At 68.5% G+C, this 25,334-nt stretch carries 27 protein-coding genes, 4 tRNA genes and 1 pseudogene; 18 read left to right on the forward strand and 14 right to left on the reverse strand.

Going from position 1 to position 25,334, the window contains the following annotated elements; genetic code table 11:
- Positions 1–51: 51 nt before the first annotated feature.
- Positions 52–555 (forward strand): DUF1990 domain-containing protein, encoded by a 504-nt coding sequence (locus ACKY0W_RS12725; RefSeq protein WP_409434349.1) that lies wholly within the window; start codon positions 52–54, stop codon positions 553–555.
- Positions 556–565: 10 nt separating this feature from the next.
- Here the strand turns inward: ACKY0W_RS12725 and ACKY0W_RS12730 are convergent, their stop codons facing one another.
- From ACKY0W_RS12730 to fdxA, 5 genes are all read right to left on the reverse strand, one after another.
- Positions 566–1,456, reverse strand: coding sequence for an NAD(P)H-dependent flavin oxidoreductase (locus tag ACKY0W_RS12730; RefSeq protein WP_409437769.1), 891 nt, complete (start codon positions 1,454–1,456; stop codon positions 566–568).
- A 65-nt stretch (positions 1,457–1,521) separates the two neighbouring features.
- Complete coding sequence (locus ACKY0W_RS12735; RefSeq protein WP_409434350.1) at positions 1,522–1,860, reverse strand: cupin domain-containing protein; 339 nt, start codon at positions 1,858–1,860, stop codon at positions 1,522–1,524.
- Between the two features lie 33 nt (positions 1,861–1,893).
- Complete coding sequence (locus tag ACKY0W_RS12740) at positions 1,894–2,319, reverse strand: hypothetical protein (RefSeq protein WP_409434351.1); 426 nt, start codon at positions 2,317–2,319, stop codon at positions 1,894–1,896.
- Positions 2,316–3,050 (reverse strand): helix-turn-helix transcriptional regulator, encoded by a 735-nt coding sequence (locus ACKY0W_RS12745; protein WP_409434352.1) that lies wholly within the window; start codon positions 3,048–3,050, stop codon positions 2,316–2,318. The genes ACKY0W_RS12740 and ACKY0W_RS12745 overlap by 4 nt, the downstream gene beginning before the upstream one ends.
- A complete protein-coding gene (gene fdxA, locus ACKY0W_RS12750) occupies positions 3,047–3,391 on the reverse strand; it encodes a ferredoxin (RefSeq protein ID WP_406759060.1) in 345 nt (114 codons plus the stop codon). Before fdxA ends, ACKY0W_RS12745 begins: the two co-directional genes overlap by 4 nt.
- A gap of 233 nt (positions 3,392–3,624) precedes the next feature.
- Between fdxA and ACKY0W_RS12755 the strand changes: the two genes are divergently transcribed.
- A complete protein-coding gene (locus ACKY0W_RS12755; protein WP_409434353.1) occupies positions 3,625–4,431 on the forward strand; it encodes an enoyl-CoA hydratase/isomerase family protein in 807 nt (268 codons plus the stop codon).
- Between the two features lie 18 nt (positions 4,432–4,449).
- Here ACKY0W_RS12755 and ACKY0W_RS12760 read toward each other — a convergent pair whose 3' ends face one another.
- Positions 4,450–6,117 carry an acyl-CoA synthetase gene (locus ACKY0W_RS12760; protein WP_409434354.1) on the reverse strand — a complete coding sequence of 556 codons (1,668 nt, stop codon included), beginning with the start codon at positions 6,115–6,117 and terminating at the stop codon, positions 4,450–4,452.
- 124 nt (positions 6,118–6,241) lie between these two features.
- Here ACKY0W_RS12760 and ACKY0W_RS12765 point away from each other — a divergent pair, with 124 nt between their 5' ends.
- From ACKY0W_RS12765 to ACKY0W_RS12775, 3 genes and pseudogenes are all read left to right on the forward strand, one after another.
- Complete coding sequence (locus ACKY0W_RS12765) at positions 6,242–6,898, forward strand: DedA family protein (protein ID WP_406781394.1); 657 nt, start codon at positions 6,242–6,244, stop codon at positions 6,896–6,898.
- A 108-nt stretch (positions 6,899–7,006) separates the two neighbouring features.
- Positions 7,007–7,627 carry a hypothetical protein gene (locus ACKY0W_RS12770; RefSeq protein ID WP_409434355.1) on the forward strand — a complete coding sequence of 207 codons (621 nt, stop codon included), beginning with the start codon at positions 7,007–7,009 and terminating at the stop codon, positions 7,625–7,627.
- Between the two features lie 88 nt (positions 7,628–7,715).
- A pseudogene (locus ACKY0W_RS12775) lies at positions 7,716–8,597 on the forward strand (metal-dependent hydrolase).
- 18 nt (positions 8,598–8,615) lie between these two features.
- Here the strand turns inward: ACKY0W_RS12775 and ACKY0W_RS12780 are convergent.
- Positions 8,616–9,029: a hypothetical protein gene (locus ACKY0W_RS12780; protein WP_409434356.1), complete on the reverse strand. Its 414-nt coding sequence runs from the start codon at positions 9,027–9,029 to the stop codon at positions 8,616–8,618.
- A gap of 71 nt (positions 9,030–9,100) precedes the next feature.
- Positions 9,101–9,172 (reverse strand) — tRNA-Val (locus ACKY0W_RS12785).
- Between the two features lie 158 nt (positions 9,173–9,330).
- Between ACKY0W_RS12785 and ACKY0W_RS12790 the strand changes: the two genes are divergently transcribed.
- The 3 genes from ACKY0W_RS12790 (at position 9,331) to ACKY0W_RS12800 (ending at position 9,596) form a co-directional block, all read left to right on the forward strand.
- Positions 9,331–9,403, forward strand: a tRNA-Gly gene (locus tag ACKY0W_RS12790).
- A gap of 30 nt (positions 9,404–9,433) precedes the next feature.
- Positions 9,434–9,504, forward strand: a tRNA-Cys gene (locus ACKY0W_RS12795).
- A gap of 17 nt (positions 9,505–9,521) precedes the next feature.
- Positions 9,522–9,596 (forward strand) — tRNA-Val (locus tag ACKY0W_RS12800).
- Positions 9,597–9,661: 65 nt separating this feature from the next.
- On the opposite strand, the gene ACKY0W_RS12805 is transcribed toward ACKY0W_RS12800, so the two are convergent.
- Complete coding sequence (locus ACKY0W_RS12805) at positions 9,662–9,940, reverse strand: hypothetical protein (protein ID WP_409434357.1); 279 nt, start codon at positions 9,938–9,940, stop codon at positions 9,662–9,664.
- Between the two features lie 185 nt (positions 9,941–10,125).
- On the opposite strand from ACKY0W_RS12805, the gene ACKY0W_RS12810 reads away from it, so the two are divergent.
- The 3 genes from ACKY0W_RS12810 (at position 10,126) to ACKY0W_RS12820 (ending at position 12,141) form a co-directional block, all read left to right on the forward strand.
- Entirely contained in the window at positions 10,126–10,710 is a 585-nt protein-coding gene (locus ACKY0W_RS12810) for a DUF4352 domain-containing protein (protein ID WP_409434358.1), read from the forward strand.
- Positions 10,711–10,760: 50 nt separating this feature from the next.
- On the forward strand, positions 10,761–11,507 hold the full coding sequence (locus ACKY0W_RS12815) for a Clp protease N-terminal domain-containing protein (protein ID WP_409434359.1): 747 nt from the start codon (positions 10,761–10,763) through the stop codon (positions 11,505–11,507).
- 97 nt (positions 11,508–11,604) lie between these two features.
- Positions 11,605–12,141 (forward strand): hypothetical protein, encoded by a 537-nt coding sequence (locus ACKY0W_RS12820; protein ID WP_409437770.1) that lies wholly within the window; start codon positions 11,605–11,607, stop codon positions 12,139–12,141.
- 113 nt (positions 12,142–12,254) lie between these two features.
- Here ACKY0W_RS12820 and zapE read toward each other — a convergent pair whose 3' ends face one another.
- Positions 12,255–13,346 (reverse strand): cell division protein ZapE, encoded by a 1,092-nt coding sequence (gene zapE / locus ACKY0W_RS12825; RefSeq protein WP_409434360.1) that lies wholly within the window; start codon positions 13,344–13,346, stop codon positions 12,255–12,257.
- Here zapE and ACKY0W_RS12830 point away from each other — a divergent pair.
- From ACKY0W_RS12830 to msrB, 4 genes are all read left to right on the forward strand, one after another.
- Positions 13,345–14,136: a pyrimidine reductase family protein gene (locus ACKY0W_RS12830; protein WP_409434361.1), complete on the forward strand. Its 792-nt coding sequence runs from the start codon at positions 13,345–13,347 to the stop codon at positions 14,134–14,136. The genes zapE and ACKY0W_RS12830 overlap by 2 nt on opposite strands.
- Positions 14,137–14,146: 10 nt before the next feature.
- Positions 14,147–15,730, forward strand: coding sequence for an alpha/beta hydrolase (locus tag ACKY0W_RS12835; protein WP_409434362.1), 1,584 nt, complete (start codon positions 14,147–14,149; stop codon positions 15,728–15,730).
- 69 nt (positions 15,731–15,799) lie between these two features.
- A complete protein-coding gene (gene aftC / locus ACKY0W_RS12840; RefSeq protein ID WP_409437771.1) occupies positions 15,800–17,074 on the forward strand; it encodes an arabinofuranan 3-O-arabinosyltransferase in 1,275 nt (424 codons plus the stop codon).
- Positions 17,071–17,481 carry a peptide-methionine (R)-S-oxide reductase MsrB gene (gene msrB, locus ACKY0W_RS12845; RefSeq protein ID WP_409434363.1) on the forward strand — a complete coding sequence of 137 codons (411 nt, stop codon included), beginning with the start codon at positions 17,071–17,073 and terminating at the stop codon, positions 17,479–17,481. Before aftC ends, msrB begins: the two co-directional genes overlap by 4 nt.
- A 7-nt stretch (positions 17,482–17,488) precedes the next feature.
- On the opposite strand, the gene hemQ is transcribed toward msrB, so the two are convergent.
- From hemQ to hemE, 3 genes are read right to left on the reverse strand one after another with little or no spacing between them, the layout of a single operon-like run.
- A complete protein-coding gene (hemQ, locus tag ACKY0W_RS12850; protein WP_308483434.1) occupies positions 17,489–18,190 on the reverse strand; it encodes a hydrogen peroxide-dependent heme synthase in 702 nt (233 codons plus the stop codon).
- A gap of 35 nt (positions 18,191–18,225) precedes the next feature.
- Positions 18,226–19,587: a protoporphyrinogen oxidase gene (locus ACKY0W_RS12855; RefSeq protein WP_409434364.1), complete on the reverse strand. Its 1,362-nt coding sequence runs from the start codon at positions 19,585–19,587 to the stop codon at positions 18,226–18,228.
- Complete coding sequence (gene hemE, locus ACKY0W_RS12860; protein ID WP_409434365.1) at positions 19,584–20,633, reverse strand: uroporphyrinogen decarboxylase; 1,050 nt, start codon at positions 20,631–20,633, stop codon at positions 19,584–19,586. The genes ACKY0W_RS12855 and hemE overlap by 4 nt, the downstream gene beginning before the upstream one ends.
- Before the next feature lie 334 nt (positions 20,634–20,967).
- On the opposite strand from hemE, the gene ACKY0W_RS12865 reads away from it, so the two are divergent.
- The 3 genes from ACKY0W_RS12865 to ACKY0W_RS12875 all read left to right on the forward strand — a co-directional run bounded on the left by ACKY0W_RS12865 (position 20,968) and on the right by ACKY0W_RS12875 (position 23,409).
- Positions 20,968–21,549, forward strand: coding sequence for a DUF3000 domain-containing protein (locus tag ACKY0W_RS12865; RefSeq protein ID WP_409434366.1), 582 nt, complete (start codon positions 20,968–20,970; stop codon positions 21,547–21,549).
- Between the two features lies 1 nt (position 21,550).
- On the forward strand, positions 21,551–22,831 hold the full coding sequence (locus ACKY0W_RS12870; RefSeq protein ID WP_409434367.1) for an HRDC domain-containing protein: 1,281 nt from the start codon (positions 21,551–21,553) through the stop codon (positions 22,829–22,831).
- A 161-nt stretch (positions 22,832–22,992) separates the two neighbouring features.
- The gene (locus ACKY0W_RS12875; RefSeq protein ID WP_409434368.1) at positions 22,993–23,409 is read left to right on the forward strand and encodes a PACE efflux transporter; all 417 of its coding nucleotides are present in this window, start codon (positions 22,993–22,995) and stop codon (positions 23,407–23,409) included.
- Here ACKY0W_RS12875 and dxs read toward each other — a convergent pair.
- Complete coding sequence (gene dxs / locus ACKY0W_RS12880; RefSeq protein WP_409434369.1) at positions 23,406–25,319, reverse strand: 1-deoxy-D-xylulose-5-phosphate synthase; 1,914 nt, start codon at positions 25,317–25,319, stop codon at positions 23,406–23,408. The genes ACKY0W_RS12875 and dxs overlap by 4 nt on opposite strands.
- Positions 25,320–25,334 lie beyond the last annotated feature (15 nt).

Genomic DNA, 25,334 nt, shown 5'->3' on the forward strand with positions numbered 1-25,334 from the left:
GTTCCGGCGATTGCGGTGTCGGCGGCACGCCCGCGATGGCAAGGTTGGGCCGTGGACTTGAGCACGCTGCGCGGGTTGCCGCTTACCTATGCCGAAGTGGGCGCCACTGCCGGAGCACTGCCCGCCGGGTATCACCACCTCGACCTGACCGCGCCGATCGGTCGGGGCCGTCAGCGTTTTGAGCAGGCCGCCGACGCGGTACTGCGCTGGGGAATGCAACGCGGCGCAGGCGTGGGCGTGCGGGTGGACGCCGACAGCGATGTCGCCGAGGTGGACACGGTGGCACTGGTACGCCTCGGTCTTATGAGCGCACCGTGCCGGGTGGTCTATGTCGTGAACGAGCCCGACCGGCGCGGCTTCGCCTACGGCACGCTGGAGGGGCATCCTGAGTCCGGTGAGGAGCTGTTCTCGGCGCGTTACGACCCGGCCGATGAGACGGTCTACGCCCACGTTCGGGCGTTCTCCCGGCCCGCCACCTGGTGGACGAAAGTCGGCGGCCCGGTCGGGCGGCTGACCCAGCGCACTATCGCCAAACGGTATCTGCGGGCGGTCTGACCCCCGCTGGTCAGCTCCAGCGCGCCAGCAGGCGTTGCGCCCCGGCGCACAGTTCGTCGAGGACCACCGCCACCGGCCGGCTGTCGGTAAGCATTCCCACGCCCTGCCCCGCATCGACCGGCGCGACGCGCTGGTTGCCGGCGGCGATCCCGGCGGCCAGTTCCGCACCCGCCTCCCGATCGCCGGCCAGCGCGTCCTCGCGACCGCCCCAGCGGCCGGTGAACTCGTTGCGCAGCACCCGCGATGGGAACCGCGCCGGCCAGTCCAGCCGCTGTCCGACGTCGAAGACCCGGGTGGTGATCGTGTCGGTGCCGGCGGCCGCGATCAGCGCGCGGCGGGCAGCCTCACCGGTCAGCGCTTCGGGGCACGCCGAGAGGACGGTGCCCAGCCACGCCCCGGCGGCACCTGCGGCCAACACGGCGGCCAGGCTGCGCGGCGTTGCGATCCCGCCGGCGGCCAGCACTGGAACCTCGACGGCGTCCAGGACCGCGTCGAGCAGTGGCAGCGTGGCCAGCCGGATCTCCCCGTGGCCGCCGCCCTCGGCGCCGCGCGCCACCAGCGCGTCCAGCCCGGCGTCTTGGGCACGGCGGGCCGTCTCGGCGTCATAGACCTGGGTGACGGCCAGGATTCCGGCCGCGTGGGCACGCTGCACCCAGGACAGGTCGGTTCCGAAGCTGACCGAAAGCAGCGTGGGACCGGCAGCCAATGCGGCCTCGAGTAGGTCCGGCTGATCGCGGATCACCCAGTCCACCAAACCGATCCCGAACCGCGGTGCGGCCCCGAGCGCGGTCAGTTCGGTGGCCAGCGACGCCGCGGTGGCGGCGCTGCCCATGCCAACCATGCCCAGCCCGCCCGCCGCGGTGACGGCGGCGGCCAACCGGCCACCGGCCACCCCACCCATCGGGGCGTTGAGGATGGGCAACCGCAGACCCGCCCCCTGCGACCAGGGTGTGCTCAGCGGCACGCTCAGTGCGAGGCGCTCTTAGCGACGGTCAGCAGCACCACGGAGTCCTCCAGCGACTCCAGCGCGTGGCGGGTGCGTGGCAGCGTGACGAGATCGCCGGCCACCCCCTCCCAGCTGTCGTCGCCGGCGGTCAGCCGCACCCGGCCGCGCAGCACCTGCAGGGTCGACTCCCCCGGGCTGTCATGTTCGGCCAGCGACTGGCCGGCCTGCAAGGCGACCAGGGTCTGGCGCAGGTGATGCACCGAACCGCCGTAGATGGTGTGGGCGGCGCGACCGCTGTGGTGTTGGGTGGCCTCGGCAAGCTTCTCGTCGGCCAACACATTCAGCGAGGTCGATTCCATCGGTACTCCTTCTCACTCGGTGGGTGAAACGGTTCAGCGAGACAGCAGCAGAATGCCCAACGGCAGCAGCGCGGCGACCTTGATCAGCTCCAGTGCGACATAGGCGTAGTGCGCACGCGACCGGGGTGCTTCCAGTCCGGACAGCACCTGATCGGCGCGGCGGCCCAGCGCCGGGCGCACCGCAAACACCTGAGCTGCCAGCATCGCCACCGCGACCACGTAGGACACCGCGATGCCGGCCGTCGGCGGCTCGCTCACGAACGCGACCGCGATGACCGCGGCCAGCAGGAATTCGGCGGTGTTGAGGGCCCGAAAGACCAGTCTTCCGATGCCGAGACAGATCGGGATGGTCGCGTTGGGCGCCCGAAACTTCAGCGGCGCCTCCATGAACGAAATCGCGGTCACCATTCCGAGCCAGACGAATGTCGCAGCGATCGCAACCGAGGCGCCGGCACTCACCCCGTGGTCCCTTCCACCCGCACCGTGGCGGGGGGCGAGGGGTCAACCGGGATTCCGTTGAGGGTCGCCGATTTCAGGTGCGCCACACACAGATCGGGCTTGGCGAACGGGTCCAGTCGCTCGACGGACACCGGCGAATCCCAGGCCTCCAGCGCTCCCTGCATCAGCCCCAGGTGGATCGGGCAGACCACTTGGGTGGAGGTTTCGGCGAGCTCCAGGAAGGGGCAGTGCCGCAACCCGAGTTGTTCTTCTCCGGTGGTATCGGGTGCCAGGCGTTCGGGTTCGAAACCCAGCTCATCGAGCATCTCGAGCAGATGGTCGGTGGATTCCTCGGCGTCGACGGGCCCAGACGGTTGGTGCAGGGGCCGCAGCCGATGGCCCCACGCCCGGCCGGCGGCCAGTGCTTTGCCGCTGGGATCGGAGTCGGCGGCCAAACCGATGGTGAGGATCTCGGCGAGCAGCCGGAACCGCCGGGTTCCGCCACGATCCATCTGCCGGATGGCCCGGAACATCAGCGCAGGCCGGCCCCGTCCCTTGTGGTCGGGTTCGGTGTGCTCGACGCGGCCTTCCTCAACCAGGGTGTCCAGGTGAAAGCGCACCGTATTGGGGTGCACCCCCAACTCGTCGGCGATCTGCGCGATGCTCAGCGGTTCATCGGCGGCCTGTACCAGCCGCAGAACGTCGAGGCGACGTCCTCCAGGTGGCACAGGCGGCTTGGCGATGTCGCTCACTCCCCCTGGGGTGGGTAACTGGCCACCAGCGGGGTGTCGATGCCCAGCGGGCCGATCTTGGCGGCACCGCCGGGTGAGCCGAGCGCCTCATCGCGCCCGGGCAGGGCCTCGGTGAAGAACTCCGCGTTGTCGGCCAAGTGCGGCTGGAGCTCCTCCGGGAGGTCATCTTCGTAGTAGATGGCCTCGACCGGGCACACCGGCTCGCAGGCTCCGCAGTCCACACACTCATCCGGGTGGATGTAAAGGGCTCGTCCGCCTTCGTAGATGCAGTCAACCGGGCACTCCTCCACGCAGGCCCGGTCCATCACGTCAACGCACGGCTTCCCGATCACATATGCCATGGGCAGAGAGTTTACACAAGGGATTTTGTAGAAACTAGAAAGGCAAACCTAAATCTCGGGGGCCCAAGGCGGCGCCGCGGCCCTCCCCCGCTGCGGCGACTTCACCGTCCCGAGAACGGTTGCGATCGTTGATGATTCACGAATATCAGGGGCTCGCGCAGGGAGCGCTTTCCCCGAGCCGGACAGTTCCGGTCGGGCTGCGGTGGCGCGGGGCGGTCGAGTAGAAACGAATGATGACTGACGCCCCCCGTTACCGTGCCTCCTCAGACTTTCCCAGCCTTCGGCTAGAGCCCGGCGAAAACGGCGTGCTTCACCTGGTGCTGGATTCGCCGGGCCTGAACTCGGTGGGACCGCAGATGCACCGTGACCTGGCCGACGTGTGGCCGGCGATCGACCGCGATGACGACGTGCGGGCGGTACTGGTCCGCGGCGAGGGCAAGGCCTTCTCCGCGGGCGGCAGCTTCGAGCTGATCGAGAAGATCGTCGGCGACCACGCCGGACGGATGCAGGTGCTGCGGGAGGCCCGCGATCTGGTGCTGAACATGGTCAACTTCTCCAAGCCGGTGATCTCGGCGATCAATGGGCCCGCCGTCGGAGCGGGCCTGGTGGTGGCGTTGCTCTCGGACATCTCGGTGGCCGGGCGCACCGCCCGGTTGATCGACGGCCACACCAAGCTCGGTGTGGCCGCCGGGGATCACGCGGCGATCTGCTGGCCACTGCTGGTCGGGATGGCCAAGGCCAAGTACTACCTGCTGACCTGCGAGACGCTGCACGGCGAGGAGGCCGAGCGGATCGGCCTGGTGTCCAAGTGCGTCGACGACGACGAGGTGCTGGCCACCGCGACCCGCATCGCCGACGACCTGGCGCACGGCGCCCAAGACGCGATCCGCTTCACCAAGCACAGCCTCAACTACTGGTATCGGCAGTTCGCGCCGGCGTTCGAGACCGCGCTGGGGCTGGAGTTCCTCGGCTTCTCCGGCCCCGACGTGCATGAAGGCCTGGCCGCCATCCGGGAGAAGCGCAAGCCGCAGTTCGGCTGAGCCGGCCGGCCGTAGCGCTCAGACCCGTTGCGCGGCGAGCGCCTGTTCCTTGGCCCACCGGTAGTCGGCCTTGCCCGACGGCGAGCGCTGCACCTGGGCGCAGAACACCACGTCCTTGGGCAGCTTGTAGCGCGCGATGTAGTTGGCGGCCTCGGTGACGATGTCGTCCACCCCGGCGTCGGCGCCCTGCGCCAGCTGCACCACCGCGACGACCTCGTTGCCCCACCGCTCACTGGGCCGGCCCACCACCACGACGTCGTAGACGGCGGGATGGTGCGCAATGGCGGCTTCGACCTCCTCGGCGAAGATCTTCTCGCCGCCGGAATTGATCGTCACCGAGTCCCGGCCCAGCAGTTCGATGCCTCCGTCGGCGTCCCAGCGCGCCCGATCACCGGGGACCGAATGCCGGATCCCCTCGATGACCGGGAAAGTGCGCGCGGATTTCTCCGGGTCACCGAGGTAGCCCAACGGCACATATCCCTGCTGGGCCAGCCAGCCGATCTCGTCGTCGCCGGGCTTGAGAATGCGGCTCATATCCTCGCTGACCACGACGGCCCCCGGGTTCGGGGTGAAGCGGCCGGTCGAAGCCTGAGCGCGGCTGGTGGTCTGGCCCATCTGCGCGCCGGTCTCCGAAGAGCCGCCGGCATCGAGGATCGACAGCTGCGGCAGCAGATCCAAGATCCGTTCCTTGATCGGCACGGTGAGCGGTGCACCCCCGCTGGCCAGCACGAACAGCCCCGACAAGTCGTCAGTCAGCCCAGGGCCGCCGGCTTCCAGAGCATCGGCGAGCGGACGTGCGAAGGCATCGCCGACGATCGACAGCGAAATGACTCGCTCCTTGGCCGCCAGTTCCCAGGTCCCGACCGGGTCGAACCGGTCGGTGGTCGCCGACATCACGAACGGCCGCCCGCCCAGCAGCGTGATGAACGCGGCCCACTGGGCGGCCCCGTGCATCAGCGGCGCCACCGTCATCGAGCCTGCGGCCGCTGCCGTCCGGACGCGTTCGACGATCTCCTCCAACGTGGTGGGCACGGCGCCGGTGCCGAACTCGCGGCCGCCCATCGCGCCAACGAAGATGTCGTGCTGGCGCCACAACACGCCCTTGGGCATACCGGTGGTGCCGCCGGTGTAGAGCAGGTAGAGATCGTCCGGGGACAGCGCCAGATCCAGCGGGTCGGCGGACGTGGCGGCCAGCAGCTCCTCGTAGCGCACCGCGCCGGGCAGCGGCTCGTTGCCCGAGTCGTCGTCGACGTGGATCAGCGGCATCGCGGGCAGCCGGTCGCCGGCCTGCAACAGCGCGTCGGCCAGCGTGGGGGCATACCGGGCGTGGTAGATGATCGCCTCGGTGGAGGCGTTGGTCAGCAGGTAGACCAGTTCGTCGGCGACATAGCGGTAGTTGACGTTGAACGGCGCGACGCGGGCGTTGTAAGCCCCGAGCATGCCTTCCAGATATTCGTTGCCGTTGGCCAGATACAGCGCGAGGTGGCTCTGGCCGGATTCGTCGGGGTCCAGCTCGGAGCGCTCGCGGCGCACGCCTAGGCCGCGCTCGTGCAGTGCCCGCGCCAGCCGGCGGGACCGGTCCTCGATCTGCTGATAGCTGAATCGCCGATCGCCGAAGACGATGCAATCCCGGTCCGGGATTTCCGCCGCCACTGCCGAGAACACTTGGGCGAGGTTGAATTCCACTACCGCTCCTCGATTCGATCACACCGCCGGGCCATGCGCCGAGGTAACGCTACTAGGCGACGCATATCCGGCCGTCCACGGTCGCGACGGGCTTTCCTGCCCAACGTCAGGCATGCTTGGCCGCATGTCGGTAGATGTCCTGCTTTACTCGATCCCCCCCGTGTTGGTCTATCTGCTCGTCGGCACGGTTATCGGGATCGAGAGCCTGGGCGTCCCGTTGCCGGGCGAGCTGATGCTGGTGGGGGCCGCGCTGCTGTCGTCGCGGCACGAATTGGCGGTCGATCCGGTCGGAGTCGCGGTGGCGGCGGTGATCGGCGCGGTGATCGGTGACTCAATCGGCTATTCGATCGGCCGACGATTCGGTATGCCGCTCTTCGACCGTCTGGGTCGGCGCTTTCCGAATCACTTCGGCCCCGGCCACGTTGCGTTCGCCGAACGGTCCTTCGGCCGTTGGGGTGCCAGCGCGGTGTTCTTCGGCCGATTCGTGGCGCTGCTGCGCATCCTGGCCGGCCCGCTGGCCGGGGCCTTGAAGATGCGCTACCCGCACTTTCTGGTCGCCAACGTGACCGGCGCGATCTTCTGGGCCGGTGGAACCACTGCCCTGGTGTATTACGCCGGGGTCGCGGCCGAGCACTGGCTGTCCCGGTTCTCCTGGGTGGCGTTGCTGGTAGCGCTGCTCGGCGGCCTCATCGCCGCCCTCGCGCTGCGGGGTCGCGTCGGCGCCCAGATCGCGGAATTGGGGGCCCAGCATCGGCCCGATCCGGAGCCGGCTACCGAATAGCCAGCGAATTCGTGGGCGAATAAGGGTTGTCCCCGCACCGAAGCCGGAGCATGGTGGAAGGGACCGGCGGCGCCGCCGGGGCGTCGCACCGATCACTCGGAGGCCCCCATGTTCGCGCGCGCAACGACCATTCACGCCCATCCGTCCTTCCTCGATGAGGGGATCACCCACGTCCGCGGCGTGGTGATGCCGGCCCTGGCCGATATGGACGGCTGCGCGGGTATGTCCATGCTGGTCGACCGCGACGCCGGCCGGTGCATCGTCACCTCCTCCTGGCTCGATGAAGACACCTTGCGGGCCAGCGAGCCCGGCGCTCAGCAGATGTGCGACCGCGCCGCGGAGATCTTCCACGCCACCGCCGAGATCACCCGGTGGGAGATCTCCGCGGTGCGCCGCGATCACCGGTCTCGGCGCCACGCAGGGGTGCGTGTCACCTGGCTGCGGACCGACCCGGCGGGCTGCGAGCGGATGATCGACACCTACAAGCTGGCGCTGATGCCCGAGCTGGAGGAGCTACGCGGTTTCTGCAGCACCACTCTGCTGGTGGACCGGCATTCGGGACGCGCGGTGTCGTCGGTCAGCTTCGACGACCGGGCGGCTTTGGTGGCCAGTCGCAGCAGCGAGCAGGCGATCTGGGCCCGGGCCGTCAATGACGCCGGTGCCGAGGTGCTCGAAGTCGCGGAGTTCGATTTGGCTATCGCCCATCTGAACGTGCCCGAGATGGCCTGAACCGGCCCGTAGAGACCGTTCGGCGCCCCTCGTCGAGCGCGCCTGATCGCCGTGTCCAAAACGCGGCGGGATCGATACGCTCGGCTGCATGAGAGGCCAGCGTCGAACGCGCTCGACCCCGAGCTATCCGAAGACCCGGCGAATCCGCTTCCGCTTCGACGACGACTTCGACAACAACGACGCCCATGGCAAGTACTTCGCCGACGGCGACATGGTGCTCAGTCATTTCCTGGCCGGCTTGTCCGGTGGCTTTCCCGCCGGCGAGGAGTCTTTCATCCGTTCGGTGCGCCGCTTCGCCGATCGCGTCACCGACCCGGTGCTGAAGAAGCAGGTGGCGGGGTTCATCGGCCAGGAGTCCACCCATGGCCAGGAGCACCGCCGACTCAATGCGATGCTCGCAGCCAAGGGCTACCCGATCCGATGGCAGGACTCAGAATCCGTGCACCGCTGGAGAATTCGCGCCGAAGAGCGCACTCCTGCCCTGGTGCACTTGGCTCAGACCGCGGCACTGGAGCACTACACCGCGGTCCTGGCGGAGCGCATTCTCTCCACCGCTGAGATCCAGGCCATTCCGGGCACGCCGGAGGTCTGGAATCTGCTGAATTAGCATGCGGTGGAAGAACTTGAACACAAGTCAGTGGCCTTCGACCTCTACCGCGCCGTCGGCGGCTCCGAGGCGGTCCGCATCGTGGCGATGGCGGTGGTGATCGCAGCCACGGTTCCGTTTATCGCACTCGGGCTTGTCTTTTCGCTGGCCGGTGACCCATCAGCGCGGCGGCAGCCATTCCGGACGTTGCGCGGAATCGCCGCACTGTACCGGGGTCCTTTCTTTCGAGGATTTCTACGGGACGCGGCTGTGTACCTACGCCCAGGATTTCACCCCGATAATGTGGATACTGTTGCGCTGCTTAATTATTGGCGTTCACACCTGTTCGGCGCCGACGGCACCCTCAACGATCACTTGCGCTGAAAACCCCTGCGCCGCGGATCATCCGTAGTAGGCGAAGCTACATGTGGGGCGCGCTTCGGTCTTGAACGCCGCCAGCATGCCGTCCATGGTGATGGTGCAACTGAGCGCCGCATCCCCGGCGTCCGCGGTGACCGAAGTCTCGACCTCGTCGTAGACCGGGTAGCTCTTCTCCCACGGCAGGCTCACGTTTGACTCGGTCTGCTGCGGACCGCCGTTGATCCGATAGGTGATGCTGACCGGCACGTCAGCGGTCCCGAGAACCTTCATGGTCGCGGTACCCACCGGAGATCCGGCAGGGGCCCGTTTGACCTGGTATACCGACGAGAACGCCGCTTGAGCAGTCACCGGCGAGCCGACCGCGACCGCGGCGCACAGACCGAGAACCGCGGCAGCAACACGCAATGACTTGGGAACCCTCGTCGACATGGTCATCGTGGCAGCCTACGTCTGGCGTGAGCCCGAAAACGAGAAAAGCCACCTAGCTTGTGCAGGTGGCTTTCTTGTGGTCCCGGCTGGGATCGAACCAGCGACCTTCCGCGTGTGAGGCGGACGCTCTCCCCCTGAGCTACGAGACCGGATGAACGAGGACGAACACTAGCACGCCGAACCCGCTAAGTATCAATGCGCAGGCCGCTTTTCAGGCGAATCGCCGCGCTGACATGCAGAGTTGTGCTGTCTCACATGTCTCCGCTAATGTTCTGCAGGCACCGGGCGACGATCTCGCCCGAGGCACGCGGATGTAGCGCAGTTGGTAGCGCATCACCTTGCCAAGGTGAGGGTCGCGGGTTCGAATCCCGTCATCCGCTCGAGGGTGTCAAGTGGCATCAACCCCTTGCGGTGGAGTGGCCGAGTGGTGAGGCAACGGCCTGCAAAGCCGTGCACACGGGTTCGATTCCCGTCTCCACCTCCGTCCCAAGGCTCTAAGCGCGGTTAGCTCAGCGGGAGAGCGCTTCCCTGACACGGAAGAGGTCGCTGGTTCAATCCCAGTACCGCGCACCAGGCTCAACGTTGCAAAAACCCCTGCCGCCACCGCGTGACGACAGGGGTTTTTCCGTTTCGGAAAACTAAGCCTTGTTCGCCTTGAGCACCATGCCCACGAGCGCGGTGACGACCGTACCCAGCACACCGCCGCCGACCAGGCTGCCGGCCGCATTGGCGAGGTCGAACCCGCCGGAGGCACCGCTGGCAAGAATGCTGTTCAGCAGTCCCCCGCCGGCCAGACCCCCGAGGCCGCCACTGATCAAACTCCCGAGCCCGCCCGGGCTGGGGATCTTTGCCGACATGTCGGCGCCTTTGCCCCCGAGCGCGCCCCCGATTGCTCCTGCGATCAGCGATTCGAGCATGGTGTACTTCTTTGCCGACGTTGCGCCGCTGGGTTAGCTGCGCCTACAGGACAGTTATAACGAAGGCCACACTTCACCAAGCCGCATTTGCGGAGATCTATCGGAATCCCGGGCCGGGCCGAGGCCCTGAGCAGCTAAGTACCACAATCGGTAGTAACGAAGCGGGAATCGCGAAAGGTGGCCCCATGAATCGACCCATCGTCGCCCTGGCGGTGTTCACCCTGGCAGCCTCCGCCCTCTCGGCGGCATGTTCGAGCCACACCGACCCGACGAGCGGGCCGGCGGCGGCCGCCACGTCCGGTGGATCGGACACCGCAACCCCGAAACCGGCCGGCCACACCGGCGACACCCTGACCCTCACCCGAGTCGACGGCAGCACTGTCACCGTCACCTTGGAGAAGGTGATCAACCCGGCGACCATCACGCCGGGCCCCGGCGATCCGGGCGCCACCTACATCGCAACGCAGTTCACGATCGCCAACCCGGGAACCGAAACCATGAACGGCGACGTCAACACCAACGTCTGGGCATTTGGTTCCGACGGCCGGCGCTACGCGCCGGACCTCAAAGATGTCGGCGAGTGCACGAACTTCGACTCCGGCATGTTCCACATTGCCCCCGGCGAGTCCGCGATCGGTTGCGTGGTCTTCGCGCTGCCGGCCGGTGTCAGCCCGACGAAAGTCAGGTACGCCCCCTCGTCGGGGTTCGCCGAAGGCTTCGGCGAATGGCTGCTCCCGTCACCGAGCCGCGCCGCACCGCCCTCCGCCTAGCGTCAACCGACAGTTGACGCTACCCATGGCGTCAACCTAGAGTTGACGACATGGCCGATCCCACCCTGCTCACCCAGTCCGTCCGCCTCGACGACCTGATCAACGCCATCACCGGCGTGCACGACAACCCCCTGGAGCGGTTGACCGATGCCGTGCTGGCTGCCGAACACCTCGGCGAGGTCGCTGACCATCTGATCGGGCACTTCGTGGACCAGGCGCGCCGATCAGGCGCCTCCTGGACCGAGATCGGCACGTGCATGGGCGTCACCAAGCAGGCCGCGCAGAAGAAGTTCGTCCCGCGCCCTGAGACCGCCGCGCTCGATCCCGAGCAGGGCTTCGCGCGCTTCACCCCGCGGGCACGCAGTGCCGTGGTGGCGGCCCAGAACGCGGCCCACCGGGCACGCCACACCGAGATCACCCCCGATCACCTGGTTCTGGGGCTCCTGCACGATCCCGGCGCGCTCGCCACCGCGCTGCTCACCGCGCAGCACATCGACCCCCAAGCCGTTGCCGCCGCCGTCGCCCTTGAGCCCGGCAACACCGAACCGCCCGCTCTGATCCCGTTCAACGGTCCGGCCCGCAAAGCACTGGAATTGACCTTCCGCACCGCACTTCGCCTCGGCCACAACTACATCGGTACCGAGCACCTACTGCTGGCGCTGCTGGAAGCCGAGGATGGCGCCGGCCCGCTGCATCGCGCCGGTGTGGATCGGGGCCGGGTGGAAGCCGATCTGGCCACCGCGTTGGAGGCGATCACCGCGAACCTGGGCGCCCCCGGTTCTGAAACCACGAACTGACCCGCGGAACCACCCGTCTGTGAACCTGCCCGGCCAAGGCTGCTGCACCCGCGATCGCGATGTGCCATCATGCCCAGAAGCAAACGAAGAGGACATGATGCATCGCTGGATTCTGGCCCTGATTACTTCCGTCGTCACCGCGCTGGCAGCCCTGATGACGCCGGCCGCCGGACACGCCACGCCCACCACCACGGCGGAGGCGCCGATCGGGCGCCTCGGCGACACGCTGCGCATCCAATACCACGACGAGGCGTTCGGCCCGATCGTCGCCGATGTCACCGTGCACGACGTGGTACCCAGCGAGATCCCCCCGGGCTGGGGCGCCAACGGCACGCCCCGCTGGCGCAACCAGGGCGGTCCGTGGCGGGCGAACGTGACCATCCACCCGATCTCGGTGCCCAACCCCTACATCATGGCGGCGTCGGTCACCTTCGACGGAGTCACGCCCGGCGGCGACGCCTACGTGTCCAAGCACACCGACGACCCCACCACCCTGGACGCGGTGCTGACCAACGCTCCCGCGGGTTCCACCGTCGACGGCGGCGTCTACTGGGATGTGTACCGCGGCTTGGTCACCCACGTGGTGATGTTGTCGCGCAACACCGGACTGCGCCTGGCGCAGTGGAATCTGTGAGCTAACCCCCGGGTTTGATGCGGTGGTCCAGCTTCGACTCTCCTTCGTCGAGCCTCGCTAACCCCCGGGTTTGATGCGGTGGTCCAGCTTCGACTCTCCTTCGTCGAGCCTCGCTAACCCCCGCTGCTGAGCGCGAGCAGTCGCGAGGTGGCGCGCAGGTACTTCTTGCGGTAGCCGCCGGCCAGCATCTCGGCGCTGAAAATGTGGTCGAGCTTGGCACCGGAAGCCACCACCGGGACACCCGCGTCATAGAGGCGGTCGGTGAGCGCCACCAGCCGCAGCGCCACATTCTGGTCCTCGATGGGGTGCGCACCGGTGAGAAAGACCGCGGTGACGCCCTCGATCAGCGTCAGGTAGCGCGACGGATGCATGGTGGCCAGGTGGGCGCACAGCCCGTCGAAGTCGTCCAGCGTCGCTCCGGGACACGCCGCCGCACGCTCGGTGACCTGCTGCGCGGAGGGCGGTTCGGGGGCCGGCGGCAGGTCCCTGTGCCGATAGTCGGGTCCATCAACCCGTACCGGCGTGAAAATGCTTGCCAGCGCACTGATCTCGCGCAGAAAATCCTGTACAGCGAAACGGCCCTCGCCGAGCTGCTCGGGCAACGTGTTCGATGTGGCGGCTATGGAGACCCCGCGCGCCACCAGTTCGGACAACAGCCGCGACACCAAAGTGGTGTTGCCCGGATCGTCGAGTTCGAACTCGTCGATGCACACCACCGTGTAGCCGCCGAGCAATTCGATGCACTCGGTGAAGCCGAACACACCGGCCAGCTGGGTCAGCTCCATGAACGTCGCGAACGCCGTGCCAGGCTCCTGGGCTGCGCCATGGCCGCTGCCGGTATCGGTGATCGTGTGGTAGATCGAGGCCAGTAGGTGAGTCTTGCCGACACCGAATCCGCCGTCGAGATAGATGCCCACGCCGGGCAACACCTCGCGCTTGCCCAGCAGCTTGCGCCGCCCGGCCCGCCGGGTCAGCGCCTGCCCGCAGAATGCGGTGCACGCGGTCACGGCGGCCGCCTGGCTGGGTTGCGCGGGGTCTGGCCGGTAGCTGGCGAAGCTGGCACCAGCGAACGTCGGCGGCGGCTTGAGCTGCGCGATCAACCGTTCCGGGGAGACCGCCGGACGCCGGTCCACCAGGTGCTCGATCGACTCAGCGGCGGGATTGGACACGCACGAACTGTAGTCACATGGTGCAATCGAGGCCATGTCCGACCTCAGCGCAGACCCCGGATTCACCCTGCTGGGCTCCACGGCGCCAGTCGACGACGCCGAACTGGGCCGGCTGTACGCCTACCCCGAAACCGACGAGCCACGGGTGTGGGTACGGGCCAATTTCATCGGCAGCATCGATGGCGGCGCAACGGTGGCCGGCACCTCCGGCGGGCTGGCCGGACCCGGCGATCGGTCGGTGTTCATGCTGCTGCGGGCACTGGCCGACGTCGTCATGGTCGGAGCGGGCACGGTCCGGGTCGAGAATTACGGCGGCGCGCGCCTGAGCGTCGCCCAACGCCAGGACCGGCGCGACCGCGGACAGTCCGAGGTGCCCCGACTGGCGATCGTGACCCAGTCCGGGCAGCTGGACCGGGACATGCGGGTCTTCAACGACACCGAATTGGCGCCGCTGGTGTTGACCTGCTCCGCGGTTGCCGACGACACCCGGCGGCGGCTGGCCGGGCACGCCGAAGTTCTGGATTGCTCGGGCGATGACCCCGCACGCGTCGACGAGACGGTGCTGTTGGCCGCGTTGGCCCAGCGCGAGCAGTACCGGGTGCTCACCGAAGGCGGACCGACCCTGCTGGGATCGTTGATCGAACACGAGTTGCTCGACGAGTTGTGCCTGACCATGGCCCCGTATCTGGTCGGTGGCCTGGCCCGCCGCATCGCCACCGGTCCGGGCGAGCTGACCACGCCGATGCGCTGTGCACATCTGCTCGCCGACGAATCGGGCTACCTCTACGGCCGCTACGTCAAAAGCCCACGCCTACCGCGCCTATAAGGTGACAGGCATGACCAGCTATTCGAGGTTCGCCCGGATCGCGGTGGTGACGGCTGCGGCCGTACTGGCCGGGTCCGCGCCCCTGCTGGCCGGTTGCGCGCCCGGGCTGGCCGCCGACCCGCGTTTCGCCACCAACTCCGGCGCCGGACCCCAGGGGCAACCCGAGTCCACCTCGGACCAGGCGGGACCGCCGGCGGTCGAGGTGCCCAAGAACGACCTGCCGTGGCATGACTGCACCGCCCGGGTCTTCGGCGACGCTGCGGCGCCCGCCACACCCGGTGTCCGGCTGGACTGCGCCAGCTACGACGCCGACGTCGACCCACTCGGTGGTGGCTCCGGGTCGATCAGCATCGGCGTGGTACGGGCTCGGTCCGTGCAGACCCCGGGCGATGCCGGCCCCGTGGTGTTCACCACCGGCTGGGATCTGCCGTCGTCGCTGCAGCTGCCGATCTGGCTGGCACGGGCCGGCGCGGACGTGCTCAAGAGCCACCCGATCGTCGCCGTGGACCGGCGCGGCATCGGCATGTCGAGCCCGGTGGACTGCCGCGATCGCAGCCAGCGCGACGAGATGTGGAATCAGGCGCAGTTCGCCCCCGGCGACGACCCGGTGGCCAGCCTGGGCACCGTCACCCAGGAGGCCACCACCGACTGCACCGACTCCATCTCGCCGGGTGAGTCCTCCTACGACAACACCCATGCCGCCACCGATCTCGAACGGCTGCGCAGCATCTGGGACATCCCGGCGCTGTCGCTGATCGGTATCGGTAACGGAGCTCAGATCGCCCTGGCGTATGCGGGCTCTCATCCGGGCAAGGTGGCCCGGCTGGCGCTGGATTCCCCGATCCCGCTCGGGGTGGCCGCCGAGTCTGCCGCCGAGGAGCGGGTCAAGGGCCAAGAGGCGGCCTTCGAGGCGTTCGCCGCGCAGTGCGTCGCGGTGGGTTGTGCGTTGGGCCCGGATCCGAAGGGAGCCGTCGACGCGGTACTGGACGCTGCCCGCTCCGGGCATGGTCCGGGTGGCGCCTCGGTGGCCGCGGTGACCAACGCGATCGTCACGGCGCTGGGCTATCCCACCGGCGACCGCGTCAACACCACCAACGAGTTGGCCAAGGCGCTGGCCTCGGCTAATTCCGGCGACGCCAATCTGTTGACGAACTTGATCAACCGGGCCCAGGGCACCACCGGCAGCGACGGCCGCTTCATCAACTCGTGCGCCGACGCACTCAACCGGCCCACGCCCGATCGGGTCCGCGAGCTGGTGGTCGCCTGGGGCAAGGAGTACCCACAGTTCGGCATGGTCGGTGCCCTGGACATGGCGCAGTGCCTGAGCTGGCCCAGCAGCAGCACCCCCGAACTGCCGAAGGAACTCAAGATCGACGTGCTGCTGCTGGGAGTGCAGAACGATCCGATCGTCGGTGAGGAGGGCGTCGCGGCCACCGCCGCGGCCGTCATCAACGCCGGGTCGGCCAGCAAGCGGGTGATGTGGCAGGGCATCGGTCACGGTGCCGCGGTGTATTCGGCGTGCACGCTGCCGCCGCTGATCGGCTACCTCGACAGCGGCAAGTTGCCCGACACCGACGTCTACTGCCCGGCCTGACCCAGCCTGATCCAGAGTTGTAGGACCGGTCCGGGGTACGGTTCGCTGGTGACGGCAGCCGACTCCTTGATGCACCGGGCGGGCACCGCCCTACAGGCCGCGTTCCGGCCTCCCACGTCCCCGCCGAGCACCGCGACCATACTGCGTTCGGTGTTGTGGCCGGTGGCCATCATGTCGTTGATCCATCGCGCGATCGTGCTGCCGCTGAACGGCAACATCACCGATGACTTCAAACCGGTGTATCGGGCGGTGCTCAACTTCCGGCACGGCCTGGACATCTACAACGAGCACTTCGACTACGTCGATCCGCACTACCTGTACTCCCCCGGCGGCACCCTGCTGATGTCGCCGTTCGGCTATCTGCCGGAGACCCTGTCGCGGTACACATTCATCGCGACCAACACGGTCGCGATCGTGCTCGCCGCCTACCTGCTGTTGCGGATGTTCGGGTTCGGACTGTCCTCAGTCGCGGCCCCGGCCCTGCTGGCGGCCATGTTTCTCACCGAGAGTGTCAGCAGCACACTGGTGTTCACCAACATCAACGGCGTGATCCTGCTGGCCGAGGTGCTGTTCTTCCGCTGGCTGCTCGACGGCCGAAAGAGCCGCCAGTGGTGGGCCGGTGTCGCGATCGGGCTGACGCTGGTGGTCAAACCCGTGTTGGCACCGCTGCTGCTCTTGCCGTTGCTGAGCCGACAGTGGCGGCCATTCGTCGGGGCGATCGCGGTACCGGTGCTGTTCAACCTGGCGGCCTACCCACTGGCCAGCGACCCGAACAGCTACTTCACCCAGACCGTGCCCTACATCATGGGCACCCGCGACTACTTCAACTCCTCGATCCTGGGCAACGGGGTGTTCTTCGGGCTGCCCTCGGGTCTGATCCTGTTCCTGCGGGTGCTGTTCACCGTATTGGCCGCGGTCAGCCTGTGGTTGCTCTACCGCTACTACCGCACCCGCGACCCCCGGTTCTGGATGCTGACCTCCTCGGGTGTGCTGCTGACCGCGTCGTTCCTGGTGCTGTCGCTGGGACAGGGCTACTACTCGATCGTGCTGTTCCCGTTCCTGATGACCGTGGTGCTGCCGAACTCGGTGCTGCGCAACTGGCCGGCGTGGCTGGGCATCTACGGCTTCATGACGCTGGACAAGTGGCTGATCTTCCGGTGGATGAACATCGGGCGGCCGCTGGACTACCTCAAGATCACCTACGGCTGGTCGCTGCTGCTGATCGTGATCTGCACGGTGCTGTGCTACCGCTACCTCGATGCCCGCGAACAGGACCGCCTGGACGACGGGATCGATCCGGAGTGGCTAGCGGCCGAGCCTGCGAAGGCTAACGTGGAAGCATGACCTCTCCCAAGGTGTCGCTCACCGACGACGAGTGGCGCGCGAAACTGACCCCCGAAGAGTTCGCGGTGCTGCGCCGCGCCGGTACCGAGCCGCCGAACACCGGCGAATACACCGAGATCACCACCGAAGGTGTGTACGAGTGCCGGGCGTGCGGCGCCGAATTGTTCCGCAGCACAGAGAAATTCCACTCGCACTGCGGGTGGCCGTCGTTCTTCGACCCGGCCGACTCCGACGCTGTGATCCTGCGCTCGGACGACTCTCTGGGGATGCGGCGCACCGAGGTGTTGTGCGCCTCCTGCCACAGTCACCTGGGCCACGTGTTCACCGGCGAGGGCTACCCCACCCCCACCGACCAGCGCTACTGCATCAACAGCATTTGTCTGCGGCTGGTGCCGCCGTCGTCCTAGCGGGCCGCTACGGCAGCGACGCCACCAACTGCTCGACCTCGACCCGGGGGCCGGTGAAGAACGGCGTCTCCTCCCGGGCGTGCAACCGGGCCTCGGTGTTACGCAGGTCGCGCATCAGGTCGACGATCCGGTCGAGTTCGGGCGCCTCGAACGCCAGAATCCACTCGTAGTCACCCAGCGCAAACGCGGGCACCGTGTTGGCGCGGACGTCCTTGTACTCCCGGGCCGCCATCCCGTGCTCGGCCAGCATCCTGCGGCGGTCCTCTTCGGGCAGGACATACCACTCGAGCGACCGCACGAAGGGGTACACGCAGACGTAGGCGCCCGCCGGCTCGCCGGCGATGAACGCCGGGACGTGGCTCCGGTTGAATTCCGCCGGCCGATGCAACGCCACGCTGCTCCACACCGGGTCGCAGGCCCGCCCCAGCGCGGTGCGGCGGAACCCGGAGTAGGTGGCCTGCAGGTCCTCGATGCGCTCGGCGTGAGTCCAGATCATGAAGTCGGCGTCGGCGCGCAGCCCAGCGACGTCGTACACCCCGCGGACCACCACGCCGCGCTCTTCCTGCTGCTTCAAATAGGTGGCCACCTGGTCGGCTATCTCCTCGCGGGTCTGCGAACCCTCATCGAGTCCACCCGGATTCACCGAGAACACCGAGAACATCACGTAGCGGAGAGTGGAGTTCAGCTTGTCGTAGTCGAGGTGCGCCATGGCCCCTATGCTGCCACGATGCGCCGCGAAGAGTCCTACGGCGCCGGGGTGGCGCTGATCACGGCCGCCACCGCCCGGTCGGCCGCGGCGATGCAGGCCGGTACCCCGATGCCGTCGAGATAGTTGCCCGCGACCGCCACGGTCGGCGGCAACGCGGCGCGCAGTCCGTTGACCAGGGCGGCGTGGCCGGACCGATATTGCGGCATCGCCGCAGGCCAGCGCTGCACGCGTACGTCGATGGGGTCCACCGTGACGCCGAAGACGGCCTCCAAGTCCTGCACCGACCACGCCACCAGCTCCGCATCGGAGGCGCTGGTGCGGGGGTCGCCGAACCGGCCGAAGGACAGCCGCAGCACCTCGACCCTGCCGCCGTATCCCCGGTCGCCCCATTTGCGCGACGTCAGGGTGATCGCCTTGGCGTGCAGCCGTTCCCCGGTGGCAACCAGCACCCCGGAGTTGTCCGGAATCGCCGCGCCGACGGGAACCGCCATCGCCACCACCACCGACGATGCGTTGCCGATCCGACTGGCCGCCGCCGCCGCACGCGGCGCGAATCCCGTAGCCAGCCGGGCCAGCACGGGGGCGGGCACCGCGACGACCACCCGGTCAGCGCGATGATGGCCGCCGCTGGCGTCCCGCAACAGCCATCCGTCACCGGCCGGGTCGATCTGGGTCACCGCCGACTGCACCCAGCGCAGCCGGGCGCTGCGCACCAACGCGTTGACCAGAACCTGATACCCGCCGGTGATCGCGCCGAACACCGGCACGCCGGTGGCCGTGGGCAGTGCCCGCCGCACCGCCTCGGTCAGGCTGGGCACGCCCTCATCGAGCAGGGTAGCCAGGCCAGGGACCGCCGAGCGCAACCCGACGGTCGCCGCCGAACCCGCATACACCCCGCCGATCAGCGGATCCACCGAACAGGTGACCACCTGTGCACCGAACCGGTCGGCCACCAGTTCTCCCAGCGCCGGATCGCTGCCCGGTTCGAACGCCAACGGGCGGGTGGGCTCGTCCGCGATCCGAGCGAGGGTCTCGGAATCGACCAGCCCGGCCATCGACTCCGGCGACGACGGAATCCCGCTGAGGGTGTCCGGCGGCAACCGATGCAGCAACCGGCGGCTGTACAACAACGGCCGCACCCCGGTGGTCCTGCGCTGCCGATCGGCCAAACCCAGCTCGGCCAACAGGGCCGGTACCTCGGGCCGACGGGCGACGAATGCCTCGGCGCCCACGTCCACGCCGATCCCGCCCAGGGTCTCGGTGCGCAGCAGCCCGCCGAGCCGGTCGGCCGGATCGAAGACGGTGATGTCGACTGCGTCGCCGAGCGTCGCACGCAGCCGGTGGGCGGCGGCTAGACCGGAGATGCCGCCCCCGACGACGCAGTACGACGTGGTCACAACGAATGAACCAGCGATACCAGGTCGGTCAGCACCCCGGGATCCGTTTCCGGCAGCACGCCGTGCCCCAGGTTGAACACGTGCCCCGAAGCCCCGGCGGCAACAGCGGCGCGGCCGTCGGCGACCACGGCCCTGGCGGCACGCTCCACCGCCGGCCAGCCCGCCAGCAGCACCGCCGGATCCAGGTTGCCCTGCAAGGCCCTACCGGCGCCCACCCGGGCGGCGGCGTCGGTCAGCGAGGTACGCCAGTCCACCCCGACAACCGTGGCGCCGGCGGTCGCCATCTCGCCCAACAGCTCGCCGGTCTGCACCCCGAAGTGCGTCATCGGCACGTCCCGGTCGGCGAGCGCGGCGAACACCCGGGCGCTGTGCGGCGCCACGAAGCGCCGGTAGTCGGCCAGGCACAACGTTCCGGCCCAGGAGTCGAACAACTGAATGGCGTCCACGCCGTGGTCGAGTTGCACCGTCAGAAACGCGATGGTCAGGTCCGTGAGCCGCGTCATCAACGCATGCCAGCTGTCCGGATCGGCCAGCATCATCGCCTTCGTGCGGGCATGGGTCCGGCTGGGCCCGCCCTCCACCAAATAGGAGGCCATGGTGAACGGCGCTCCGGCGAAGCCGATCAGCGGCACCGTCCCGAGCGCGCCCACCAGCAGTGATACCGCCTCGGCGACGGCAGTCACCTGCTGCGGGTCCAACGGCCGCAGGGCGGCAATGTCGGCCGCGCTGCGCACCGGGTTGGCGATCACCGGCCCGACATCGGGGACGATGTCCAGATCCACCCCCGCGCCGCGTAGCGGCACCACGATGTCGGAGAACAGGATCGCCGCATCGACGTCATGGCGGCGGACCGGCTGCAGGGTGATCTCGCAAACCAGTTCGGGGTCGAAACAGGCCGCCAGCATGCTGTGCTGGGCGCGCAGCTCGCGGTATTCGGGCAGCGACCGGCCGGCCTGGCGCATGAACCAGACCGGCACCCGGCTGGGTTGCCGGCCGGCGGCGGCGGTCAGGTACGGGGAATCAGGCAGTTCACGACGGGCACTCATCGTGCTCAATGCTGCCACGCCTGATTAAGGCAGCCGAATCGTGCCGTTTCACGTGTCGGTTCCTGCCTCGGCTCACCTCCGGGCCACCTCCGGCGAGCCTCGCCGAACCCCGCCGTTTCCTGCGGCGGTCCCGGCTTCCCCTCACCTCCGCCGCCCCTCCGGGCCACCTCCGGCGAGCCTCGCCGAACCGCCTATTCGGCGCGCCTGTCTGCACCGACCGGCACCGGGGGTTAGCGTGAGATTCGGTGACCCGCGTCGCGGCGGTGCACAACAGGACTCTGGGTGCCGGCCGCTGTCGCCGCGGCGCACAGCTATCAGTTAAGGAGCGGCACCCGTGACATCAGCCGAGCCTGCCCCATTCCGGGAAGCGGTGGCAACGATGCACGCCGCAACCGTACGGTCGGAGATCGAGTTGGGCCCGATCAGGCCGCCGCAGCGCCTGGCGCCCTACAGCTACGCGCTGGGCGCCGAGGTCAAGCATCCCGAGACCGACGTCATCCCGGAAGACTCCGACGGCGACGCCTTCGGCCGGCTGATCCTGCTCTACGACCCCGACGGCACTGTCGCATGGGACGGCACCATGCGGATGGTCGCCTTCATCCAAGCCGACCTGGATCCGCACGAGGCGATCGACCCGCTGCTGCCCGAGGTCGCGTGGAGTTGGCTGGTCGAGGCGCTGGGCGCCCGCACCGAGCACGTCACCGCCTTGGGCGGGACCGTCACCGCCACCACCTCGGTTCGGTACGGCGACATCTCCGGCCCGCCGCGCGGACACCAGTTGGAACTGCGCGCGTCGTGGACCGCGACCACCCCGGAGCTGGGCAGCCACGTCCAGGCGTTCTGCGAGGTTCTGGAACACGCCGCGGGCCTACCACCGGTCGGGATCACCGATCTGAGCTCGCGAACCCGCGTCTGAAATGTCTGAGCAGACCACCGAACCGGCCACCGAAGAGCCCGAGCCGACGCCGCTGCCGCATCCCGCCGATGGGGTGCCGGAGGTGTCGGTCACCCCCAGGCAGATCGGTGCCGCCGCCGATCTGCTGGCCGGCGGTCGGGGCCCGTTCGCGGTAGACGCCGAGCGGGCGTCGGGCTTCCGCTACTCCAACCGGGCCTACCTCATTCAGATCCGTCGCGCCGGCGCCGGGACCGTCCTGATCGATCCGGTCGGCGCCGGCGAGGACCCGGCTGCCCTGCTGCGCCCGGTTGCCGAGGTGCTGGACGACGACGAATGGATTCTGCACGCCGCCGACCAAGACCTGGCCTGTCTGGCCGAGGTCGGCATGTGGCCCAAGGCGTTGTACGACACCGAACTGGCCGGGCGGCTGGCCGGCTTCGAGCGGGTCAACCTGGCCGCGATGGTGCAGCGACTGTTGGGTCTGGGTCTGGCCAAGGGGCACGGTGCCGCCGACTGGTCGAAGCGGCCGCTGCCCGCGGACTGGCTCAACTATGCGGCACTCGATGTCGAGGTGCTCATCGAACTGCGCCAGGCGGTCGCCGACGTCCTGGCCGAGCAGGGCAAAACCGACTGGGCGGCACAGGAGTTCAACCACCTTCGGGTCACCGACTTCACCACTACCACGCGCCGGGACCGCTGGCGGCGCACCTCGGGCATGCACAAGGTGCGCGATCGGCGCGGCCTGGCCGCCGTCCGAGAGCTCTGGACGGTACGCGACCAGATCGCAGCACGCCGTGACATCGCGCCCGGACGGATCCTGCCTGATGCGGCGATCATCGCCGCGGCGATCGCCAACCCGACCACCGTCGAAGAGCTGCTCGCCCTGCCGGTCTTCGGCGGGCCCAAACAACGCCGCAGCGCGGCGACCTGGCTGGCCGCGCTGGCTGCGGCCCGCGACAACCCGGAACCGCCGGAAGCCGGCGAATCCACCACCGGCCCACCGCCGCCATCGCGCTGGGCGCGGCGCAAGCCCGACGCCGCCGCTCGACTGGAGGCAGCCCGTGCCGCGCTGAGTGCGGTGTCCGAACAGGTGCACGTACCGACCGAGAACCTGCTCACCCCCGAATTGGTGCGCAGGCTGTGCTGGGACTGGAAACCGGCAACATCGGATGCAGCGGTGGTAATCGAGGAGTTCCTGACCTCCGGCGGCGCACGTCCCTGGCAACGTACGCTGGCGGTGCCGGCGCTGATGGCGGCCCTCGGGGCCCCCGGCGGCGCGGCTCCACCCAGCACTGTTGACTGACCGGCGAGCCGCTGCCTTGCGCGTGAGGCTGCGACACGGCTGTTGCTAGACTGCCCGGGGAGCAGCCGTATTGCGTGTTCGGCCAGTGCTTCTCACGTCACGCAAACCGTGGACGCGAACCGTCAAGGACTTCCCATGGTTGATTTTCCCGGGAGGACCTCGTGTCACCAATTTTTCGCCGGATCGTCTACGTCGTCAGCTACGAGCTTGTCGCCGTCGCGCTGACCACCTTGGGCCTGACCGTCCTGGGGTTCGGCGGCGGCAGTTCAGGCGCCGTGGCGGTGGCGGCGTCCACCGTCGCGGTGGTGTGGAACTACGTCTGGACCACCGTGTTCGAGGCATGGGAGCGGCGGCAGGACTCCCCGACTCGCACGGTGAGTCGCCGGATCGTGCACGCTATCGGCTTCGAAGGTGGCCTGGTCGTGCTGCTGTTGCCGATCGTGGCCGCGCTGTTGAAGGTGTCGCTGGTGCAGGCGTTCGGTCTCGAGATCGGCCTGTTGGCGTTCTTCCTGGTCTACACGTTCGTGTTCGCCTGGTTGTTCGACGTGATGTGGCCGCCGATCTCCGGCGTGAGCTAGTCCAGCCGCTCGCTGACTTCATCGACGCAGTTGGCGGCGCCCATCGCCGCCACCCAGCCGGTGATCTGGCGGGCCACATCCTGTGCGGTCAGGCCGACCTCGGCCAGCAGCTCACCGCGCGAGGCGTGGTCGTAGAAACGTTGCGGCAGACCGACGTCGCGGCAGGGCAGGTCGATCTCGGCACGCCGCAGCGCCGCCGAGACCGCCGAGCCGATACCGCCGGCCACGCCGTTGTCCTCGCACGTGATCACCAGCTTGTGTGCGCCGGCCATCTCGACGAGCACCGGCGGCACCGGGAGCACCCAACGCGGGTCGATCACCGTCACCCCGATGCCCTGGTTGTGCAGCCGGTCGGCCACCGCCAGCGCCATAGGCGCGAACGCGCCGACCGCGACCAGCAGGACGTCTTGGGGCAACCCGTCGGCCGGGACGGCCAGCACATCCACCCCGGAGCGTCGCTCGATGGCGGGAATGTCCTCGCCCACATCCCCCTTCGGGAATCGCAACGCGGTGGGCCCGTCATGGACGTCGAGCGCTTCGCCGAGCTCTTCACGCAGCCGGATGCCGTCACGCGGTGCGGCCACCCGGATACCGGGCACGATCCCCAGGATCGACAGGTCCCACATGCCGTTGTGACTGGCCCCGTCGGGCCCGGTGATCCCGGACCGGTCCAAAACCAGCGTGACCGGCAGCTTGTGCAGTGCGACGTCCATGACCAGCTGGTCGAAGGCGCGGTTGAGGAATGTCGAATACACCGCCACCACCGGGTGCAGGCCGCCCATCGCCAGCCCGGCCGCGGAAGTCAGTGCGTGTTGTTCGGCGATCCCAACGTCGAACATCCGATCCGGAAAGCGCTGCCCGAACGGCGCAAGTCCCGTGGGGCCGGGCATCGCAGCGGTGATCGCGACGACGTCACGGCGCTTGGTGCCGTATTCGATGAGTGCGTCGGAGAACACCGCCGTCCAGCCGCGCCCGGCGGTTTCGGTGGCGTAGCCGGTCAGCGGATCGATCACCCCGCAGGCGTGCATCTGCTCGGCCTCGTCGTTCTCGGCGGGGCCGTAGCCCTTTCCCTTGCAGGTGACCACGTGCACGATCACCGGCCCGCCGAATCCCCGCGCGCGACGCAGCGCGGACTCCATCGCAGCCTCGTCATGACCGTCGATCGGGCCCAGGTACTTCAGGCCCAGGTCGGTGAAGAGCGCCTGCGGCGCCAGTGCATCTTTGAGGCCCGCTTTGAAGCTGTGGATCACTTGGTAGCCGAGCTCCCCGACGACCGGTACGCCGCGGATTGCGGTGCGGCCCCGCTCCAGCAGCCGCTCGTAGGCAGGCTGCAGCCGCAGGGCGGCCAGGTGGTCGGCGAACCCGCCGATGGTGGGCGCATAGCTGCGGCCGTTGTCATTGACCACGATCACCACCGGGCGGTTGCCGGCGGCGATGTTGTTGAGCGCCTCCCAACACATCCCACCGGTCAGGGCGCCGTCGCCGACGACGGCCACCACATGCCGGTTGCGGTGTCCGGTCAGCTCGAAGGCCTTGGCCAGGCCATCGGCGTAGGACAGCGCCGAGCTGGCGTGGCTGGACTCCACCCAGTCGTGCTCGCTCTCGGCGCGCGACGGGTAACCCGACAGCCCGCCCTTCTTGCGCAGGGTGTCGAAATCGGGGCAGCGCCCGGTCAGCATCTTGTGCACGTAGGCCTGGTGCCCGGTATCGAAGATGATCGGGTCGTGTGGGGAATCGAACACCCGGTGCAGCGCCAAGGTCAGCTCCACCACACCCAGGTTGGGCCCCAGATGCCCGCCCGTCGCGGCGACCTTGTGGATCAAAAACTCACGGATTTCCGCCGCCAGGTCGGTCAGCTGAGCCTGCGTGAGGTGCTGCAGATCGGCGGGGCCGCGGATCCCTTCAAGCATCCGGCCAGTCTACGC

Origin of the sequence: Mycobacterium sp. SMC-14 (assembly GCF_046250075.1) — a bacterium.
Lineage (GTDB): Bacteria > Actinomycetota > Actinomycetes > Mycobacteriales > Mycobacteriaceae > Mycobacterium.

What these genes read in the sequence shown, in the direction of transcription:
- ACKY0W_RS12730 (WP_409437769.1), bottom strand. Translation starts at nt 1,456, where the DNA reads ATGGGTGGGGTGGCCGGTGGCCGGTTGGCCGCCGCCGTCACCGCGGCG.
- ACKY0W_RS12735 (WP_409434350.1), bottom strand. Translation starts at nt 1,860, where the DNA reads ATGGAATCGACCTCGCTGAATGTGTTGGCCGACGAGAAGCTTGCCGAG.
- fdxA (WP_406759060.1), bottom strand. Translation starts at nt 3,391, where the DNA reads ATGGCATATGTGATCGGGAAGCCGTGCGTTGACGTGATGGACCGGGCC.
- ACKY0W_RS12755 (WP_409434353.1), top strand. Translation starts at nt 3,625, where the DNA reads ATGACTGACGCCCCCCGTTACCGTGCCTCCTCAGACTTTCCCAGCCTT.
- ACKY0W_RS12765 (WP_406781394.1), top strand. Translation starts at nt 6,242, where the DNA reads ATGTCGGTAGATGTCCTGCTTTACTCGATCCCCCCCGTGTTGGTCTAT.
- ACKY0W_RS12770 (WP_409434355.1), top strand. Translation starts at nt 7,007, where the DNA reads ATGTTCGCGCGCGCAACGACCATTCACGCCCATCCGTCCTTCCTCGAT.
- ACKY0W_RS12780 (WP_409434356.1), bottom strand. Translation starts at nt 9,029, where the DNA reads ATGACCATGTCGACGAGGGTTCCCAAGTCATTGCGTGTTGCTGCCGCG.
- ACKY0W_RS12805 (WP_409434357.1), bottom strand. Translation starts at nt 9,940, where the DNA reads ATGCTCGAATCGCTGATCGCAGGAGCAATCGGGGGCGCGCTCGGGGGC.
- ACKY0W_RS12810 (WP_409434358.1), top strand. Translation starts at nt 10,126, where the DNA reads ATGAATCGACCCATCGTCGCCCTGGCGGTGTTCACCCTGGCAGCCTCC.
- ACKY0W_RS12815 (WP_409434359.1), top strand. Translation starts at nt 10,761, where the DNA reads ATGGCCGATCCCACCCTGCTCACCCAGTCCGTCCGCCTCGACGACCTG.
- ACKY0W_RS12820 (WP_409437770.1), top strand. Translation starts at nt 11,605, where the DNA reads ATGCATCGCTGGATTCTGGCCCTGATTACTTCCGTCGTCACCGCGCTG.
- ACKY0W_RS12830 (WP_409434361.1), top strand. Translation starts at nt 13,345, where the DNA reads ATGTCCGACCTCAGCGCAGACCCCGGATTCACCCTGCTGGGCTCCACG.
- zapE (WP_409434360.1), bottom strand. Translation starts at nt 13,346, where the DNA reads ATGGCCTCGATTGCACCATGTGACTACAGTTCGTGCGTGTCCAATCCC.
- ACKY0W_RS12835 (WP_409434362.1), top strand. Translation starts at nt 14,147, where the DNA reads ATGACCAGCTATTCGAGGTTCGCCCGGATCGCGGTGGTGACGGCTGCG.
- aftC (WP_409437771.1), top strand. Translation starts at nt 15,800, where the DNA reads ATGCACCGGGCGGGCACCGCCCTACAGGCCGCGTTCCGGCCTCCCACG.
- msrB (WP_409434363.1), top strand. Translation starts at nt 17,071, where the DNA reads ATGACCTCTCCCAAGGTGTCGCTCACCGACGACGAGTGGCGCGCGAAA.
- hemQ (WP_308483434.1), bottom strand. Translation starts at nt 18,190, where the DNA reads ATGGCGCACCTCGACTACGACAAGCTGAACTCCACTCTCCGCTACGTG.
- hemE (WP_409434365.1), bottom strand. Translation starts at nt 20,633, where the DNA reads ATGAGTGCCCGTCGTGAACTGCCTGATTCCCCGTACCTGACCGCCGCC.
- ACKY0W_RS12870 (WP_409434367.1), top strand. Translation starts at nt 21,551, where the DNA reads ATGTCTGAGCAGACCACCGAACCGGCCACCGAAGAGCCCGAGCCGACG.
- dxs (WP_409434369.1), bottom strand. Translation starts at nt 25,319, where the DNA reads ATGCTTGAAGGGATCCGCGGCCCCGCCGATCTGCAGCACCTCACGCAG.